The organism is Calditrichia bacterium, from assembly GCA_020634975.1.
Lineage (GTDB): Bacteria > Calditrichota > Calditrichia > RBG-13-44-9 > J075 > JACKAQ01.
Genome location: JACKAQ010000001.1, coordinates 2780084 through 2795921, shown reverse-complemented (window position 1 = coordinate 2795921; position 15838 = coordinate 2780084). Strand labels below are relative to the sequence as shown.

16 protein-coding genes are annotated in these 15838 nt (G+C 39.9%); 10 read left to right on the top strand and 6 right to left on the bottom strand.

Annotated features, from left to right (window positions below):
* Positions 1-43: 43 nt before the first annotated feature.
* From H6629_11310 to H6629_11300, 3 genes are all read left to right on the top strand, one after another.
* Positions 44-1642, top strand: a complete 1599-nt coding sequence (locus H6629_11310; GenBank protein MCB9068383.1) for a hypothetical protein — start codon at positions 44-46, stop codon at positions 1640-1642.
* Positions 1643-1778: 136 nt separating this feature from the next.
* Complete coding sequence (locus H6629_11305; GenBank protein ID MCB9068382.1) at positions 1779-2594, top strand: hypothetical protein; 816 nt, start codon at positions 1779-1781, stop codon at positions 2592-2594.
* Positions 2595-2601: 7 nt separating this feature from the next.
* Positions 2602-3855, top strand: a complete 1254-nt coding sequence (locus H6629_11300; protein MCB9068381.1) for a type II and III secretion system protein — start codon at positions 2602-2604, stop codon at positions 3853-3855.
* Positions 3856-4136: 281 nt separating this feature from the next.
* Here H6629_11300 and H6629_11295 read toward each other — a convergent pair whose 3' ends face one another.
* Complete coding sequence (locus H6629_11295; GenBank protein MCB9068380.1) at positions 4137-4517, bottom strand: hypothetical protein; 381 nt, start codon at positions 4515-4517, stop codon at positions 4137-4139.
* 483 nt (positions 4518-5000) lie between these two features.
* On the opposite strand from H6629_11295, the gene H6629_11290 reads away from it, so the two are divergent.
* The 4 genes from H6629_11290 (at position 5001) to H6629_11275 (ending at position 8198) form a co-directional block, all read left to right on the top strand.
* A complete protein-coding gene (locus H6629_11290; GenBank protein ID MCB9068379.1) occupies positions 5001-5774 on the top strand; it encodes a VCBS repeat-containing protein in 774 nt (257 codons plus the stop codon).
* 13 nt (positions 5775-5787) lie between these two features.
* On the top strand, positions 5788-6168 hold the full coding sequence (locus H6629_11285) for a VCBS repeat-containing protein (GenBank protein ID MCB9068378.1): 381 nt from the start codon (positions 5788-5790) through the stop codon (positions 6166-6168).
* Positions 6169-6245: 77 nt separating this feature from the next.
* A complete protein-coding gene (locus H6629_11280) occupies positions 6246-6362 on the top strand; it encodes an ASPIC/UnbV domain-containing protein (GenBank protein ID MCB9068377.1) in 117 nt (38 codons plus the stop codon).
* Positions 6363-6479: 117 nt separating this feature from the next.
* Positions 6480-8198: a T9SS type A sorting domain-containing protein gene (locus H6629_11275; protein ID MCB9068376.1), complete on the top strand. Its 1719-nt coding sequence runs from the start codon at positions 6480-6482 to the stop codon at positions 8196-8198.
* Positions 8199-8220: 22 nt separating this feature from the next.
* Here H6629_11275 and H6629_11270 read toward each other — a convergent pair whose 3' ends face one another.
* A complete protein-coding gene (locus H6629_11270; protein MCB9068375.1) occupies positions 8221-9714 on the bottom strand; it encodes a polysaccharide biosynthesis C-terminal domain-containing protein in 1494 nt (497 codons plus the stop codon).
* A gap of 232 nt (positions 9715-9946) precedes the next feature.
* On the opposite strand from H6629_11270, the gene H6629_11265 reads away from it, so the two are divergent.
* Together H6629_11265 and H6629_11260 are read left to right on the top strand one after the other, a co-directional pair.
* Positions 9947-10453, top strand: a complete 507-nt coding sequence (locus H6629_11265; GenBank protein ID MCB9068374.1) for a class I SAM-dependent methyltransferase — start codon at positions 9947-9949, stop codon at positions 10451-10453.
* 53 nt (positions 10454-10506) lie between these two features.
* On the top strand, positions 10507-10959 hold the full coding sequence (locus H6629_11260) for a glycosyltransferase (protein MCB9068373.1): 453 nt from the start codon (positions 10507-10509) through the stop codon (positions 10957-10959).
* Between the two features lie 322 nt (positions 10960-11281).
* On the opposite strand, the gene H6629_11255 is transcribed toward H6629_11260, so the two are convergent.
* Positions 11282-11611 (bottom strand): hypothetical protein, encoded by a 330-nt coding sequence (locus tag H6629_11255; GenBank protein MCB9068372.1) that lies wholly within the window; start codon positions 11609-11611, stop codon positions 11282-11284.
* 151 nt (positions 11612-11762) lie between these two features.
* Positions 11763-12176: a hypothetical protein gene (locus H6629_11250; protein ID MCB9068371.1), complete on the bottom strand. Its 414-nt coding sequence runs from the start codon at positions 12174-12176 to the stop codon at positions 11763-11765.
* Positions 12177-12319: 143 nt separating this feature from the next.
* Here H6629_11250 and H6629_11245 point away from each other — a divergent pair, with 143 nt between their 5' ends.
* Positions 12320-13792, top strand: coding sequence for a polysaccharide deacetylase family protein (locus H6629_11245; protein ID MCB9068370.1), 1473 nt, complete (start codon positions 12320-12322; stop codon positions 13790-13792).
* 76 nt (positions 13793-13868) lie between these two features.
* On the opposite strand, the gene H6629_11240 is transcribed toward H6629_11245, so the two are convergent.
* Both H6629_11240 and H6629_11235 read right to left on the bottom strand, forming a co-directional pair.
* Positions 13869-14123 carry a PspC domain-containing protein gene (locus H6629_11240; protein MCB9068369.1) on the bottom strand — a complete coding sequence of 85 codons (255 nt, stop codon included), beginning with the start codon at positions 14121-14123 and terminating at the stop codon, positions 13869-13871.
* A 171-nt stretch (positions 14124-14294) separates the two neighbouring features.
* Complete coding sequence (locus tag H6629_11235) at positions 14295-15710, bottom strand: DUF342 domain-containing protein (GenBank protein MCB9068368.1); 1416 nt, start codon at positions 15708-15710, stop codon at positions 14295-14297.
* Between the last annotated feature and the right edge of the window lie 128 nt (positions 15711-15838).

Genomic DNA, 15838 nt, shown 5'->3' with positions numbered 1-15838 from the left:
AAGGGATTTTTGAAAAGGATTCAGAATAAGGTTAGGATGACCAATGGGAAAAAAAGCAAAATATGCTGTTGGTGTATTTGTAGAAGGTACTTACCTCCACTTCGTTTGTTTAATGCAAAAAGATGGCGATGTTCGCCTGGTTGATGCGGAAATTTCCCGTATTGCCGTCAAGATGGATGCTGTTGGCGCAACACAGGAGCTGATACCGGATTATTCCGATGGGCTGGATGGCGATATGGGCGGCGATATGGAAGGGATTTCCCTATCCAACGAACTGTCCGGACCGGATATTTTGCTTTCCGATGTGGAAAATGAAATAGTGGAAGCCAATGCAGAAGCGCTGGGCGCGCTGCTGGCAAAATACGCCGACAAAAAATATAAAATGGCTATCAGCCTTGCCGAGCCACAAATCTATTACGCCTACTTTAATTCCGACTGGAATTTAAAAGGCGAAAAGCTAAAAAAACGCGTCATTGAAGAACTGGCGAAAGTTCGTCCGGATGCGGATTTATTAAAGCCACAGGATATCAACCTCATCAAATTGCAGGATGGCCGCCTGATGGCCATCGTCCGTGATGGCGAAATCAGCGTTATTGGCGAGCTGGAAGCGGCAGAATCGGGTATTTCCAAACGCATTTCTTTTGTGGAAAGCGCCGAAGTTTCGCTCGTTAACCTCATCAAACAAAGCTACCAGTTTCCCGAAGAAACCATCAACCTGATTATTTACATCGGGCATGAGTTCAGCCGCCTCACCTTTATGCGCGGTTCCGAAATTGTCAACATTTCCTATATTATTGGTGTCGGGCTTGATTCCGAGAACATCGTGAATACCATTTACAGTCGTATTTTGCTGGAACAGGATAACCTGAACCTGCCAATGCTCGATCACGTCATCCTTACCGGTCAGGCGTTTGACGCAGGCATTGACGATTTTCTGCGCCAAAAATTCCCCACGGAAACCGTTATCGAATATATCAACCTGCAACAGCTGGGGCTTGCCGGCAGCGATCCGCTATCTTCGCGATTTGCCATTCCCATCGGCTCCGCGTTGCGCGCGCTGGATGATAAATCCAAAAATTATTATGTTATGGACCTCACTCCGCATGAGGTAAAAGAGAGTAAAAAGAAGTTCAAACTAGGCATTTCCGGCTGGGTGATTTTGGCGCTGATCCCGATAATCACCTTTTTCTCTACCATCAAAATTGCCGAACAGCAAAGCACGCTGAACCAGCAGGAAATGCAAATTCGCTCCAAAAAAGTGGAATTAGCAGAGCTGCAGGAAATGGAAATGCGGCTTAACCTGCTCCGCCAGAAGCTCAGCACGTTCGATAAAACGCTGGGCGTGCTCGATTCCATCCCGCTGCACAACAGCACATGGAGCCAGTTTTTGGCGCAAATTTCCAACGTCGCCCAAAAAACCCAACATGTGTGGATTACCGATGCATCCCGCGAAGGTTTGGAAAAAGTGGTCATGAGAGGCTATTCCGTCTATCGTGATAAAATTCCGCTGTTCGTCAATTCGCTGGAAAATGCCCGGCTAAAGCGGGTGGAAGTTCAGGAAATCCGCGACAAAACCGTCTATAATTTTGAACTTGAAATATTTATTGATCAAAAATCATTTGCCCTGAATCGCGTAAAATAAAGAGTTAGCCATGAAACGGTCATGTTTACATAATAATTTTGAAAGCCGGGGGGAATAGACCGTGCAATATAAAACCAGAAATCTGATAGTGTTGTTGAGTGTTATGTTTATCGTAATGCTTTTTGGCGGATATTTCGTGGTTTGGTCTTACCCCAGCCGTATCGAAAAATCGCAAAATGAGTTAAATGATATCCAACGCAAAATTAAACAGTTGGATGGTATCGACACCGAGTTTTTCACTCTGGAAAAATTACTGTTGGAAAAAGAAGAAAAGCTGGCCAGCATCGATAAACAAATTGAAGCAGATATCACTACTGCAAATGTGTACGATTATCTCAACAAAATTTTGAATTACAGCGGCATCATCGAATTCAACCTGAGCTTCAAAGAGCAAAAAAACTTTGGCTCGTACGGATTCAACACATACAACTTGCAAGGCGACGCAGAATTCCGGCGGATATATAATTTTATCAACTATCTGGAACAGGGGCCTCACGTTTACGAAATCGTCCGGCTGAAGCTGCAAGGCATGGAAAGTAAAAATGAAGAAACCGATAAAATGGAATTGATTCTGCCGTTCGACATGGAAATTAAAGCGTATTTCGCAACGGTGGAAGATTTACAGAACGACGCTAAAAAACTTAGCGATGTAAAAGTGGCTACGGCGCAAGACCCATTTTATCCGTCAATATTGCGCAACTTGCCATTAAACACAGACGCGCTGCTGGAAGTGGAACAGGCATCATTGAAAGCCATCATTCCCGGCAAAGCGCTGATTGCGGATAACGGCGGCGAAATTCATGTCTTGCGAGAGGGTGACCGGGTGTATTTGGGATACCTCACCCGAATCGACACAGAAAATAACCTCGTTGAGTTCACCTTGAACAAGGGTGGGATTATCGAAAAAATTGTACTAAATCTCGAATTCGATGCAAACAAGGATAAAAAGTGAGTTGGCAATGAAAAGGATTTTCATCATCGGACTAATTTTAGCGGGATTTTTCGGAAGCGCATATGCGCAAACCGGAATGCCCAGAGAATTGCGGAAAGTTTCATCCGCCCCGGAAGAGATTGTATCTTTTCTGCAAACAACGTCGTTTGATCTCGCGATTGAATCACTCAATGATTTAAGCAAGAAATACCTCGGCAAAATAATTGTGGATCCGGAAACGCGGACACAGGGCATCGGGATTGATATTAACCAGATGCACTGGCTAACCGCGCTGGAACTGATTTTGAAAAACAATAATTTGTGGTATGAGCAGCACGAAGATTATATCAAAATTGTCAGTACCGATAGTGATCTGCAATCGATGTCCAAAGAAGAACGCGAAGCGGTTGAGCGATTCAAAACCCGAGAGGTGTCGATCTCGGCGGTTTTCTTCGAAGCAGATATGTCCAAATTGCGCGAGATGGGGATGAGCTGGTTGTTAAATCGCACCAATGATGTTAATTTATCGGCAACCAATATTGCCAGCGGCGGTCTTACTTTGGGTGACGCTTCCTCATCATCCAGCAGTGGCACAGAAGCCGGGAAGCTGTTTCAGGTTAAATTTGAGCCTGCCAACCTGGCGTTTGGCGATGTCCGTGCAACTTTCGACGCGTTGGAAACAAACAGCGCCGGCGAAGTGATTGCCAGCCCGCAGGTTACGGTTGGCTCCGGCGAATCCGGACGGATTCAGGTGGGTAGCGATATCGCCGTTACCGTCCAAGATTTTGCGGGTAACTCGGTCACTCAATTCTTTTCGACCGGTTCGATCATCAAAGTAACGCCACAGGTTATCGAACACGATTCGGTCGAATTTATTTATCTCGAATTAGAAATTGAACGCAGCAGCAGCGCCCGCGATGCCGAAGGCGGATTGGAAATCCGCAAATCCGTTGCGGAAACCAAAATAATGCTGCTGGACGGCGAAGAAACGATTATTGGCGGCTTGTTTATTAATGAAGAAGGCAACTCGAGAGCCGGTGTGCCATTTTTAAAAGATCTGCCGTGGTGGTTTTTTGGCCTGCGCTATGTTTTCGGATATGAATCGACAAGTCTCGTTAAAAAAGAATTGCTGATTTTGATCCGTGCGGAGCTATTACCGACACTGAAAGATCGTTACAAAGCCAAATTGGAAGGCCTGGATGTAAAAGATAAATTCAGAATCGAGCGTGAAAAAAATCAGGATCGCATGAAAGATTACATGAATCAAGTGAAAGAAAAATAATGCTTTAGCAACACAACATTCCAGATAAAAAAGCCGGGAACTCCCGGCTTTTTTTATTGCCGTCATATTATCGTTGTTGTTTGATATGTGCTACCTTAGGCAATGTTTTTTAAACCATAGTATGCTTACGCAATTGCAATAACGCAAATACTCAACTGATTTCGATTTAAATCAATTGCATTCTTTGGCATGTTTATGGAGTATTTTCGGTGGGATAACAACACAAACGGCTATGAATTCACGTGAAAACATAGCCGGTAAGCATTTTTCAGTTCAAAAAATCAGATGATCCCGGTTAACGCAAAGGACAATGTGCGGGTTTCTGCATCCTCAACAGTATTGGTAATTTCTAATGCTTTAAAGAAGCCAAATGAATTGAGATTGTCGACATAATTGGCAAGTGATTGTTTGCCATCCGAGTAGGGTGAAAAAATTTCGCCATTTACCTGTACCCGATACTGATAGCCGCTCATTCGCAACATTTGGGCTTCCACACCAGAAATACTATCTTGCAATCGTTGAAACCCCATATTCACAATTCGGATATGTGAGGGAGTTTCATAACTGAATAATTGCAAAACTTCCAGCATCACCGGCTGTTTTTTATCATTCGTATGAAGCGTTTGAATGCTTAAATCGAGTAATTCCATTTGCTTAAACATATCGAATCCTTTCATTGATAAAACTGCAAAAATATTTACAACGAGTGCAATTATTTTAAATCGTCAATAGCCTTCGAAACAATTTCTCCGGACAGTAAATACTAAAAATTTGTTTGTGAACGTATGTTTTTCAGAAAGAGAAGTATTAAAAACGAACCAGGTAACGAACAACAAAAATTTCGAGCATCCTTGCTCGCCTTCCCAGGTCCCTCTCTGGACGGATTTATGCAAAATTAGTGCCACTACATAAACAGTAACATTTCATCCGTAATCAGTGCATTTTTCCTAAAAAATATCATTTTCTGCCGAAATTTGCACATTGCCTGACGAAAATTGCGACAGGTTTAAAATTTCAGAAGCGAATCAGTTTTGTAAATAAGTATAGAAAAAAAACTAATATTGTATTTGAAAATGTTTTGAGTTATCTTTCACAAGATCTATTTAAAATAATATCCATAACATCGATTGGTCAGGGAGTTTGCAATGCTTAAGAGACTATTTCCCAAACAGAAGGCTATAATTATTTTAAGTATCTTTTGGCTCGGGCAATTATCGGCACAATCAACATTTACAGACATTGCTGCACAGAACAATACACAAGATATTGGTGCAGGCTTTGCTTCTGCATGGGGGGATTATAACAACGATGGTTTTTTGGATTTATATATATCAAACACAGATGGCGCAAACCTGTTTTATATAAACAACGGAAATTTTGGATTTACCGAACTTGCAGATTCATTAGGAATTGCTGCTAAATCAAAATTCGCCTATATGGCTCTTTGGGGAGACTTTGATAATGACGATGATCTTGATTTGTATCTGGCAAATAATGGATTAAACACTCTGTATGAAAATGACAATGGTATATTTAAGGATGTTACAAATGTTACAGGACTTACTGATGCAATTAATTCTTATTGCGCTGTTTGGGGTGATTACGATCTCGATGGCGATTTAGATCTTTTTGTTGGTAATTTTGGTGGTGAAGATCGCTTATTTCGGAATGACAACTATTACTTTGTGAATGTTGCATCTGAAGCAGGTGTAGATAATTATGGTTTTACACGAGCAGCATTATGGACAGATTTTGACAATGACGGAGATTTAGATTTATTTGTTGCCAGGGGTTCAACTAGTAATGCTCAAACGGATTTACTTTACATCAATGAAAATGGTGTTTTTACAAATATTGCCGCTGATGTTGGCATTACTGAGGTAGAACCTATCATTAGGAGTAGATGCAGGCGATTTTGATAATGACGGCGATTTGGATATATACGTTTCAACTCATTCAGGTTTTCCGAATAAATTGTATTTAAACAACAACGGCACATTCCAAAATATTGCTGCAAACGGTGCCGTTGATGATAATTCAGCTTGTTATGCTTCAACATGGTTAGACTTTGACAACGATTCCGATTTGGATATTTTTATCGTCAGAACTCCTGATCTTGGTCCTATATTATTTCAAAATGATAGCGGATTCTTTACTCAAGTCCAAAATCAAGTTGGCTTTAATAGTATTACAAATAGTACCGGAATGTCTTGGGGAGATTATGACAATGATGGCGATCTTGATGTATACTTACCCAACAGACAGGGTGCTAACTTTTTTATGAAAATTCAGGGAATTCAAATAATTGGTTAAACGTAAAATGTAAAGGCACCAGTTTTGAAAACCGTTTTGGAATTGGCGCAAAAATTAGATTAGTTGCTGGAAATTCAGTGCAAATCAGAGAGGTCAGAGCTGGAACAGGTGAATCGACTCAACATTCTCTTGATGAAGAATTCGGTTTAGGAAACATCACCCTCATCGATACACTGACCGTTTTTGGCATGTAGCTGATACATCCGTCACTCTCACCAATATTGCAGTCAATCAGTTTTTAGTAATAAATGAACCTGAAGTGCCTTTAATTACAAGGATTTATCCAGATAGCGGTTATCAAGGGTATCCACTTGAAATATCCATTTTGGAAAAACACACATTTTAATGAAGGTTCTGGAATCAACAGGGTTTGGCTTGAAAAAGACTCCAGTGAAATTGAAGCAATGAATTTTACTGTTATAAATAACACTGAGCTTCAAGCACTGTTCAACCCACCGGTAGCAGCGGATACTGGTATTTGGAATCTATTTATTGAGTCAAATATTGACGGGACAATATCCTATCAAGAATCCATCCGAATATTTGAACCACCTGCAATTGTGGATGTAAATATCGATTCTATAATAACAACACTGGATGTTGGTGATTCAATTGATATCAATATTTCCATAACCAATAATGCCGCAATAAATGGCGACACTCTTTCATGGCAGGCAGAAATAAAAACATTGTTTTCAAATATCACACTGCCAAGCACCCCACCAACAGCAACTATTATTAATTACAAAAAAAATGCTCAAACATCCATGTTTGTTGCCTCGAATATAACTTCAAACCGTAAAACAATAAAAGAAACACCAGCCCTTATTAAAACCGAGACCGGAAATATCGCATATGGTATAGAATTGTTAAATCTCAATACATTTGTAAAATTCGGTTTGAATGACCCTGAATCATTGAATGAAATAACACCCATTTCTGCGTCATATTTTGCTGGTGATTTTGATGACAAAGGTACCTTTTATACGATAAACAATTCGAACCAAACGCTAGCTTATTTCGACACTTTGACTGGCGCAGAAACAAGTGTTGGCCCAATGGAAGCACTGCCCGGACATAATTGGACAGGTCTAAGCTATAACTTTACAGATGGTTCTTTTTATGCGTCCAGTTCCAGTGGCATCAGCTCCGCACTTTACAGCGTTGACCATTTTACCGGAAGTGTAGTCTTGATTGGGGAAACCTTTGCAGCTCCGGTTATTATTGATATTGCAGTGGACAATAACGGCGTTTTATTTGCCCATGAAATCGTTAATGATGCAATATATACAGTTGATAAATTAACCGGGCAAGTAAACTTTATCGGCTATACAGGATTCGATGCAAATTATGCTCAGGGTATGGATTGCGACCCAAACAATAATGAGATATACCTCGCAGCGTTTAACAACAGTAGCTCCACAGCAGAATTACGTAAAGTGAACAAAAGTAACGGACAAACTACCTTTATCGGTTTTATAGGGGATGGTTATTCTTATGAAATGTGTGCATTTGGCATTTCAGGAAATGCCCCATCTTTTGCAAAAATCATCTCAGAAAAGGCAGGACAAATTGCTCCTGGAGATATCGGTGGATTCACTCTGAGATTATATGCGTTAGACATTCCCGATACAACATATTATGCAAATATCAACATTAAAACGAATGACCCGTTTACACCAACAATTGAGATACCAATTCTCATTAAAGCCAACAAAAGTGTTAATATTACTTCAAGGAATTCCATACCTGTTAAATTTCAAATCAATCAAAACTACCCTAATCCATTTAATCCCTCAACCAATATCGAATATGCAATCCCATACCAAAACCGTGTAAGGGTAACTATTTATAATATTTTAGGGCAAATGGTTCGTAAATTGGTCGATGAACCACAGCAACCCGGTAAATACAAAGTCCTCTGGAATGGACGCAACGATAATGGCAACCAAGTCGCTAGTGGAACTTACATATTAAAATTTGAAGCAGGAAAATTCCGGCGTAGTTATAAACTAATATTGACCAAATAATGAGAGGGGTGATGTGTTGTATTTATTTTTTGTAAAAGTTGAAAATAGAAAATGTTTTTTTCTTCAACTTCAGGCTTGAACCTCTTATTCGATTGATTTCAACAGGTTCGTAAAAATTGATATAGTATAATAAAACCGGAAAAGATAAAACAATACTTCCTTTCAAAATTATTCGCATTACCAATAATACGTCATTTAGCAACAAGGTAATCGAGTATAAAACTAAAGCAACAAAAGCCAACACTAGCAATCGTCTGATTTCATATTTTATCGGATAAAATTTTTGCGCGACAAAATATGCAAGCAAAGCAGACGCCAAGTTTGACAATACATTTGCAAATGCGGCACCCACCATGTTGAATAGCGGTATTAACATCAAATTCAATAAGATATTAACTATTAAAACACTACTTACAAGTAATGGAATCAATTTCGTTTTTCGAACAATCTCTAACTGAAAAAATATCATTCTCTGGATACTCATTAACACGATACCCAAAACCAATAATGGCACGACTTTATGAGCCCCCCAATATAAGGGGTCAGTAGCCAAAATCTGGATTACACCTTTGGCAAAAGCCGAGACAGCCAAACCTATCCACAAGAGAACAAAGACAAGGTATGTCATTGTTTTCGAAAAGAAACGTTTTGGATTACTATCTTCTTTAACTACTCGCCATCCAATAATTGGTAGACCTAAAAAAAACGAGTCGACAATAAATACCTTCAAAACATTGCTCAATTTAAACCCGAGCGAATATAAGCCGACCATTTCCAGAGTTGAAATTTTAGTTAGAATAAATCTATCACCAAGACTTAAAATAGTAGATGTGATAGCAGCAAACATCAGGGGCAAGCTATATAGAATCATTGATTTTAGCTCTGGAGTGGCAAAATTAAAACTCATCCGGTTAAACAAGTATGGAATCAACAATAAAAGTATCACTCCATTACTAATTGCCGATGCAATCAAGATACCGGCAACACCCATACCTAAGAAGACTACATAATAAATGTTTAACAAAAGGCTAATGAGAAACTGAATTAAAATCAAAACAGCAAAATAAAACGATTTTTCTTCTATTCTTAACAACGTTAATGGTATTTTTCCCAAAATTTGAAATGAAATTGACGCATATAAATACAAAAAATAATTGCCATAAGCAGAAGAATCTAATAGAAAGGATGAGATCATATCACCCCCATATATCACGAATGGCAGCAAGCCCAAAGTAATCAAAATCAGCAATGTAGTAATAGAGAATACATAGCTTTTTTTCTGAGCTAAATCATCTGATAAAGTATACCATCTGAACAGGGCCGTTTGCAATGCCAGTGAAAGCAAATGAACAAATAACAATTCCACTACTTCGAGGAGTCCCAAAACACCGTATTGCTCAGGTAACAACGCCTCAGTATATATTGGCAGCAGTATAAATCCAACCAACTTAGACCCCAATTTGCCCAAAGCAAAAATTGCGGAATGTGTTGCGGTACGTTTCAGTTTATCTAACATTATCTATTTTCTTTTAATTAATCACTAATAACACTCGGGCTTAAACAATTTAAACTTCTGTTCGTTTTGAAAAAACACTTCAAAATTAAAAAACTTAATAAGTTAAGCTTAAAAAATTAATAAAAATTAAATAAATTATTGAAATCTTGAATGCATTAAAGAATTCACTTAAATTGGTCCGCTTTGAAACGATACTTTATTAGCGCAATATCAGTCTGGAGAATTCTAAAGGATGTCAGAAAATACAACATCAATTCTTATTGATTTAGGTTGTGGCAGAGATAAATATCAAGACTCTAACTTTAAAGTTATAGGAATTGATCTTTGGTCAAAATCAAATGCGGATATTCGAGCATCTTGTATGGATTTGCCAATCCGCACAGGAGTGGTTAAGAAAATTTATGCAAGACATTTTTTCGAACATTTCACATACGACCAACTAAGGCTTATATTTGAAGAATGTTACAGAATATTACAACCCGATGGTGAAATAGAAATTATTGTTCCGCATTTTAGTTGTATTTCTGCCTATCAGGATCCAACTCACAGAATGTTTTTTACAAAACGAACCTTTTTCAAATTTGGACCTATGGGATTTAAGCCCATTCAATTTGAATTTCATTGGTTTCGAAAGCCTTATACAGGAAGGTTTCCACAGTTTATCAACGCTATTAACAAAATGATCAATAAATTTCATACATATGAAAGATTTTTTTGGGTTAATCGGCGGCGTGTATGAAATGAGCTGTATAATGAAAAAAGATCCTCTAATGCTGGATACTGAACATACCGATGGAGCAAAAATACTTGGCTAATTTTCCTGAAGAAAAAGTATCGATAATCATTGTAACCTACAATGCATTGGACTATGTTTCAAAATGTGTTGAAACGGTTTTGGCAAATACAGATCCCAAACATGAAATTATCATCGTCGATAATCATTCCGATAAACCGACAATCGATTACCTAAAATCGCTTAAGACGTATCCAAATATTAAACTCATTTTAAATTCTGAAAATCGATTATGGAGCCCGGGCAACAATCAGGGGCTTAGAGCCTCGGCAGAGGATGCAAAATTTTGTTTATTATTAAATTCTGATGTTGAAATTTTCAAACTGAACTGGCTTCAGGAATTGCAAATTCCTATGTATAAATACAGCAATGTTGCAATTACTGGAACACAATTCAACTTTTGCCAATTCGCCCAACTTATGGCGCTATTGATGGGTGCTGTTTTTGATTAGAAAGACCCTGATCGATCAAATCGGGTATCTTGATGAAAACTATCCATGGAACGGTGCAGGTGCAATTTTCACCTATAACGCATGGGTAAAAGGCTGGTATTTCTATCATGTGGATCAACCGGATTTATTGATTCACTATGGAAAACGATCTCGGATTAATAATCAAATTCAACTAAAAACCAAAAAGTTGACGTAAAACATATTATGTATGAATTGGGATTAAAACCGAGGTATGATCTATTTGCATATTTAAACTACAGACTGGATTCATTCGATATTAACAAAAAACTAGCCAACTACTTAAAACCCATAAGCTAAAATATTACATGGCATAACCAAATTTTTGCGCTAATGGAGCAACATGCATCAAACTGCTTTTTTCTAGCTCACTCCAATTTTTATATGTTGGAAATTCACCTTTTAATTGTTGATTAACCGGATGTTTTAACAATCTCTTAACACTCTTTATTTCAAAACCTTCAAGTCCAATAAAATCATATATTTTGCGAGTGATTTCCGGTTGCAAAAATAAATCCTCAGCTTTTACAAATAACTGTTTGTCCATTGGAATTTTTGTCAGAAAATCAAGTATAAATTGATTGGTTTCATTCCATAGCCACCCATTTTTTCGATAAGTGAATAGTTTGTCCACTTCTGAATTGCATTGGGATCTTTGGGAACTATCCGCCCGATATCGTGCGAATGTCCCTCTCAGTACCATCTCCGGCGAATCCCGCTGCGCACAAAGCTGCCCGGATGACGAACCAAATGGATAAAAATTGCATTTGGAAAAACAGCCGGAATTATGGGCGCAAAAAAGTGCTTTGGTTATTGGTTTCGATGTAGATTTTGTCTTGTTTCGCGGCTTTCAGTAAATATTCCTCGCGGGCGCTTTTAAATACTTCGTGAAAAACTTCCGGGAACCGGTCGATTTCTTCATATGCCCGTTTTGATGGGCGATACAGCTCTGGCTTCGGTTCGTGATTGGGATCCGCATTCGGCGAAAGCAGCAATAATTCATTCAACAGCAAAGTGCCGCATCGACCGGTAGAAAGGACAAAACAGGGACGAACGGTTTTCCAGCCACTTTTCTCCAAGTCCAGCAAAAAAATCCGTTTTTCAGGAATCACTTTATCCGCCGCGCCGCGCAATAGCTTGGAAGTATTTTCTAACTTATCGGCAGTGAGGATAATCAGCCGTCTCAATAAATGCTTCATTGTAGCAGCCCGGACCTCTTTGGGATAACGTTTGTCTTTAAAATCACGCAACAAGCTTGCTATTTTACACAAAGATTGCTTTATTGTCAATCGTTTACTGAGATAGCGATTTGGTTGATTTTTCGAAACTTAACGGAAAAAGTATGCCTGTTTGCCTGAACAAAAATCAGTTGGAATACATTGTTAACTATTTCCGTTCGATCTATGCCGTTCCGGCTGAAATCCAACTGGGATATGGCACAGAGCATCTGCCTGTCAATGTTTTTGCATCCGCAAGCAACGTGTTTCGCAATCACAAACTATTGGATGAACAGACAATTGTCTGGACAAAATGGCGGGATAAAAAAATTCCGGTTTTGTTTCCTGCCGCTTCTCATTTGCCATTGCTGGAAACTACCGGCGAACGCATTTTTATCCGCCACGATTTGTTCGCCGGTGCCTTCTATTTTTTGAGCGGATGGCAAGAATATGTGTATATGCAGAGGCACTCTGCCATTCGCTATCCGTTTACAGAGAGTCTGCAACACCGGTTGAATATCATCCGGCTGCCTGTCGTCAACTATTATTTTGATGTGCTGAAAACCGCCATTGAGCAGGCATATTCGCTAAAGTTGGCAGTGCAGCCCACTGCCGGACGACTGTATGATATTTGCTTAACACACGATATCGACGAAGCTACAACCGGATGGAAAGCTGATTTGGCTGCCACACTAAAAAAGAAGCAACTTGGGCAAAGCTGGCACATTTTCCGGGAGAAAATACGCGGCAACGACACCTGCTTTAACCTCTATGAAATCAACGACTTGGAAGCGAATTACAGCGCAAAAAGCTCATATTATTTTATCGCCCGAAGCAATACTGTATTTGCAAAAACCGTCGATGAAAAAGGCTTTGCCAGTGATGAAACTTCCAAAAAAACATACGACCCAGGCTATTTTTTCAAACCCAAACGTTCAGGCGAATATCGGCAATTATTGCAAAATGCCGATTACGACCTTCGTATGACCAAAATTCGCCAGATTTTTCAAATTTTGCGACAAGCCGGGTCAGAAATCGGTATTCACGGCAGTTTTGGCAGCAGCATTTCTGAACCGCAATTTGCAGAAGATTTCTCACGGTTTGATGCGCCCGTATCCGGCGGACGATTCCATTACCTTTGTTTCGACATCACCAAAACTTTCGACATTCTGGAAAATGCCGGAATCCAATATGATTCAACATTGGGTTTCGCGGAACTGCCGGGATTTCGCAACGGCTGCTGTTTCCCTTTTCAGCCATATAATATTCGGGAAGATCGCCCGTACCAGCTGATAGAAATCCCGCTTATTGCGATGGATGCAACTTACCGTTCATACATGAAATTGCCGCTATCCGACGTTCTCGCAGACATTCGGCAATTGCGCGATACTGTTCGGGATTTTGGCGGATGCCTGACCGTGCTTTGGCATAACAACTATTTTACACCCTATAAATTTGCCGGTTGGCGTGAGCTTTATGAGGATATTTTGCAGATGGGAAAATCGGACGGCGCAGAACTGACAACGGGTGCAGCTATCGCAAAAAACTGGGGTCAAATTATTAATTTTAAACAAGATAGTCAAATTATCGAAACATAAAAAAAGCCGGAAAAATATTTTTCCGGCTAATAAAAGCGTTCATCATCATTGCCTGTTTTCGCTGATTTCAACGGTGTTAATGCGAGCTTGCCGGTTCAGAAGGTGTCTCTTCCAAAATTTCCCGCTCACCGGATTTTAGCTCATACGGCGCTTCAGGCAAGATAAACCATGCGGCAATGTAAGTTACCAATACCGGTAATCCGGCAGTAAAAAAGAAGAGTAAAATTGCTGCAAGTCGCAACACGTTCGAATCGATATCAAAATACTCACCTAACCCGCCAATAACGCCACTAATTTTCTGATCTTTTCTGGAACGGCTTAATCGTTTCATAATTTTTCACCTTTATCTTTGTTAACTCTCCAACACTTTTTTTACGTAAGCCGGTACTAATGGTTGCAATATTTTACAGGTTAGCTTTTTTGCGATTGTAACCACAGCCAGTCTGCTTTAAAAAACAAACCCCGCTCAAAGGCGGGGCAAATAATAGTGTCGATTTTTTCGCTAAAGCGATCCGGCGAGAATTTTATCACCGGAAAGATAGTATCGCTTTCGCCGGGCTTTTTCCTGCACCATTAACCGGGCATCGCAAATGCTGAGCGATACTTTTTCATTTACAATTCCCCGGATTTCGATATCTGCATTTTCCAGATCTTTCACCAATTCGTTGATATCCGTAAGTTTCTCTTCAATTTCACGGATCTTTTCGGGAATCATTTTTTTCTCAATTTGCAAAGAATTCAGGTGCTCAAGCTCGATTTCGGTAATTTTGTTATCGATTTGCTTCATTACCAATTCATACATTTTCTGTTTATTTTCTTTGATCGATTCCTGATATTGAACAATCAGATCGTCCATTTCCCGTTTGCGGCGAACCAATTGCTCCCTTCGCCCGACCATCAGTTTGGTTACTACAGCTTCTTCGCTACCGGCAAAATGCACTTGTATGCCAAACAGACCTTTCGTTTCACCGCCAATGATTCCACCGGTACGCCCAACAACTTTTTGCCCGGCAGATACTTTACATCCAATTAGTTCTGTCAGAAAAAACACCGTATCATTCGCTTCGATGGTTTGATACAGCGCAAAGGTTAAAATTGTGTGGCGCTGCGATTTTAATGTCCCTTTGCCGCGTCCCACAAATCCGCGATGGATAATAATATCCCTGCCGGATTTGATACTGACATCTTCAACGGTGCCGTAAATTTCGACATCACCGGAAGATTCTATGGTGCTTCCGGCTTTTACATCGCCCAAAACCAGCACCGGGCGTTTTTCATCCAGCGAGCCAATTTCCGGACCCATATCACCTTTAACCACGGTATATGCTTCAACAGCAACAGTTTGCTCCACAAATGTGGCAAGCCCGTCTACTGTGGCAATAATCAAATCCGGATCGTCCGGCGAAAAAGCAGTATTCGGGCCGGTAATGATTTTCGGTCGCTCCATCGAAACTTGTATTTTTGCAGGAATTCGTGTGCCGGTTACGGTCCAGCCATCTTGAGTGGGAACCGGTGGAATAATGCGGATCAGCGGTTTATCTTTGAAAACGAGATTCTGGTGTTTTAACTCCCCCAAATCAGAAACCTTTAACCGGTTTGGATCAATTTCAGCACGAGAGATAAATTTGGATATTTCCCGAACTTCAGCTGCTTTTCCCGGAACCGGCTGAACGCCTTTGGCGATAACCATCCGTTGATTCGGATTTTGGTCTTTTAACAATTTTCGGGCATTATCGGAAATTAGTCCGCGAGTAATATGATGTTCCGAGAGCAATTGTTTCAATTCTGAGGCTATTTTCTGGAGTGGTTCAGAGAAGTTTTTGATGCGTGCAAATGCAGACATCCCATCTTCAGCGATCTCGATCAGAAATAAATCGGTCTCTATTTTTTGGGTTTGCTTGACAACAGTTGCGGACATTTAGCTCTCCATTGCTATTAATTCCCTCTTCCCCAGGGATGAATAAATATCTGAAAAATCTGTAATTGCACCTTCCGAAACAACAATTTTAGAAACCATTTGGCTTAATTGTGTACAGCTGATTTAGC

Coding starts and splice junctions, on each gene's coding strand:
- H6629_11290 (MCB9068379.1), top strand. CDS start 5,001: ATGCTTAAGAGACTATTTCCCAAACAGAAGGCTATAATTATTTTAAGT.
- H6629_11295 (MCB9068380.1), bottom strand. CDS start 4,517: ATGTTTAAGCAAATGGAATTACTCGATTTAAGCATTCAAACGCTTCAT.
- H6629_11240 (MCB9068369.1), bottom strand. CDS start 14,123: ATGAAACGATTAAGCCGTTCCAGAAAAGATCAGAAAATTAGTGGCGTT.
- H6629_11245 (MCB9068370.1), top strand. CDS start 12,320: ATGCCTGTTTGCCTGAACAAAAATCAGTTGGAATACATTGTTAACTAT.
- H6629_11250 (MCB9068371.1), bottom strand. CDS start 12,176: ATGAAGCATTTATTGAGACGGCTGATTATCCTCACTGCCGATAAGTTA.
- H6629_11300 (MCB9068381.1), top strand. CDS start 2,602: ATGAAAAGGATTTTCATCATCGGACTAATTTTAGCGGGATTTTTCGGA.
- H6629_11270 (MCB9068375.1), bottom strand. CDS start 9,714: ATGTTAGATAAACTGAAACGTACCGCAACACATTCCGCAATTTTTGCT.
- H6629_11260 (MCB9068373.1), top strand. CDS start 10,507: ATGGAGCAAAAATACTTGGCTAATTTTCCTGAAGAAAAAGTATCGATA.
- H6629_11235 (MCB9068368.1), bottom strand. CDS start 15,710: ATGTCCGCAACTGTTGTCAAGCAAACCCAAAAAATAGAGACCGATTTA.
- H6629_11310 (MCB9068383.1), top strand. CDS start 44: ATGGGAAAAAAAGCAAAATATGCTGTTGGTGTATTTGTAGAAGGTACT.
- H6629_11265 (MCB9068374.1), top strand. CDS start 9,947: ATGTCAGAAAATACAACATCAATTCTTATTGATTTAGGTTGTGGCAGA.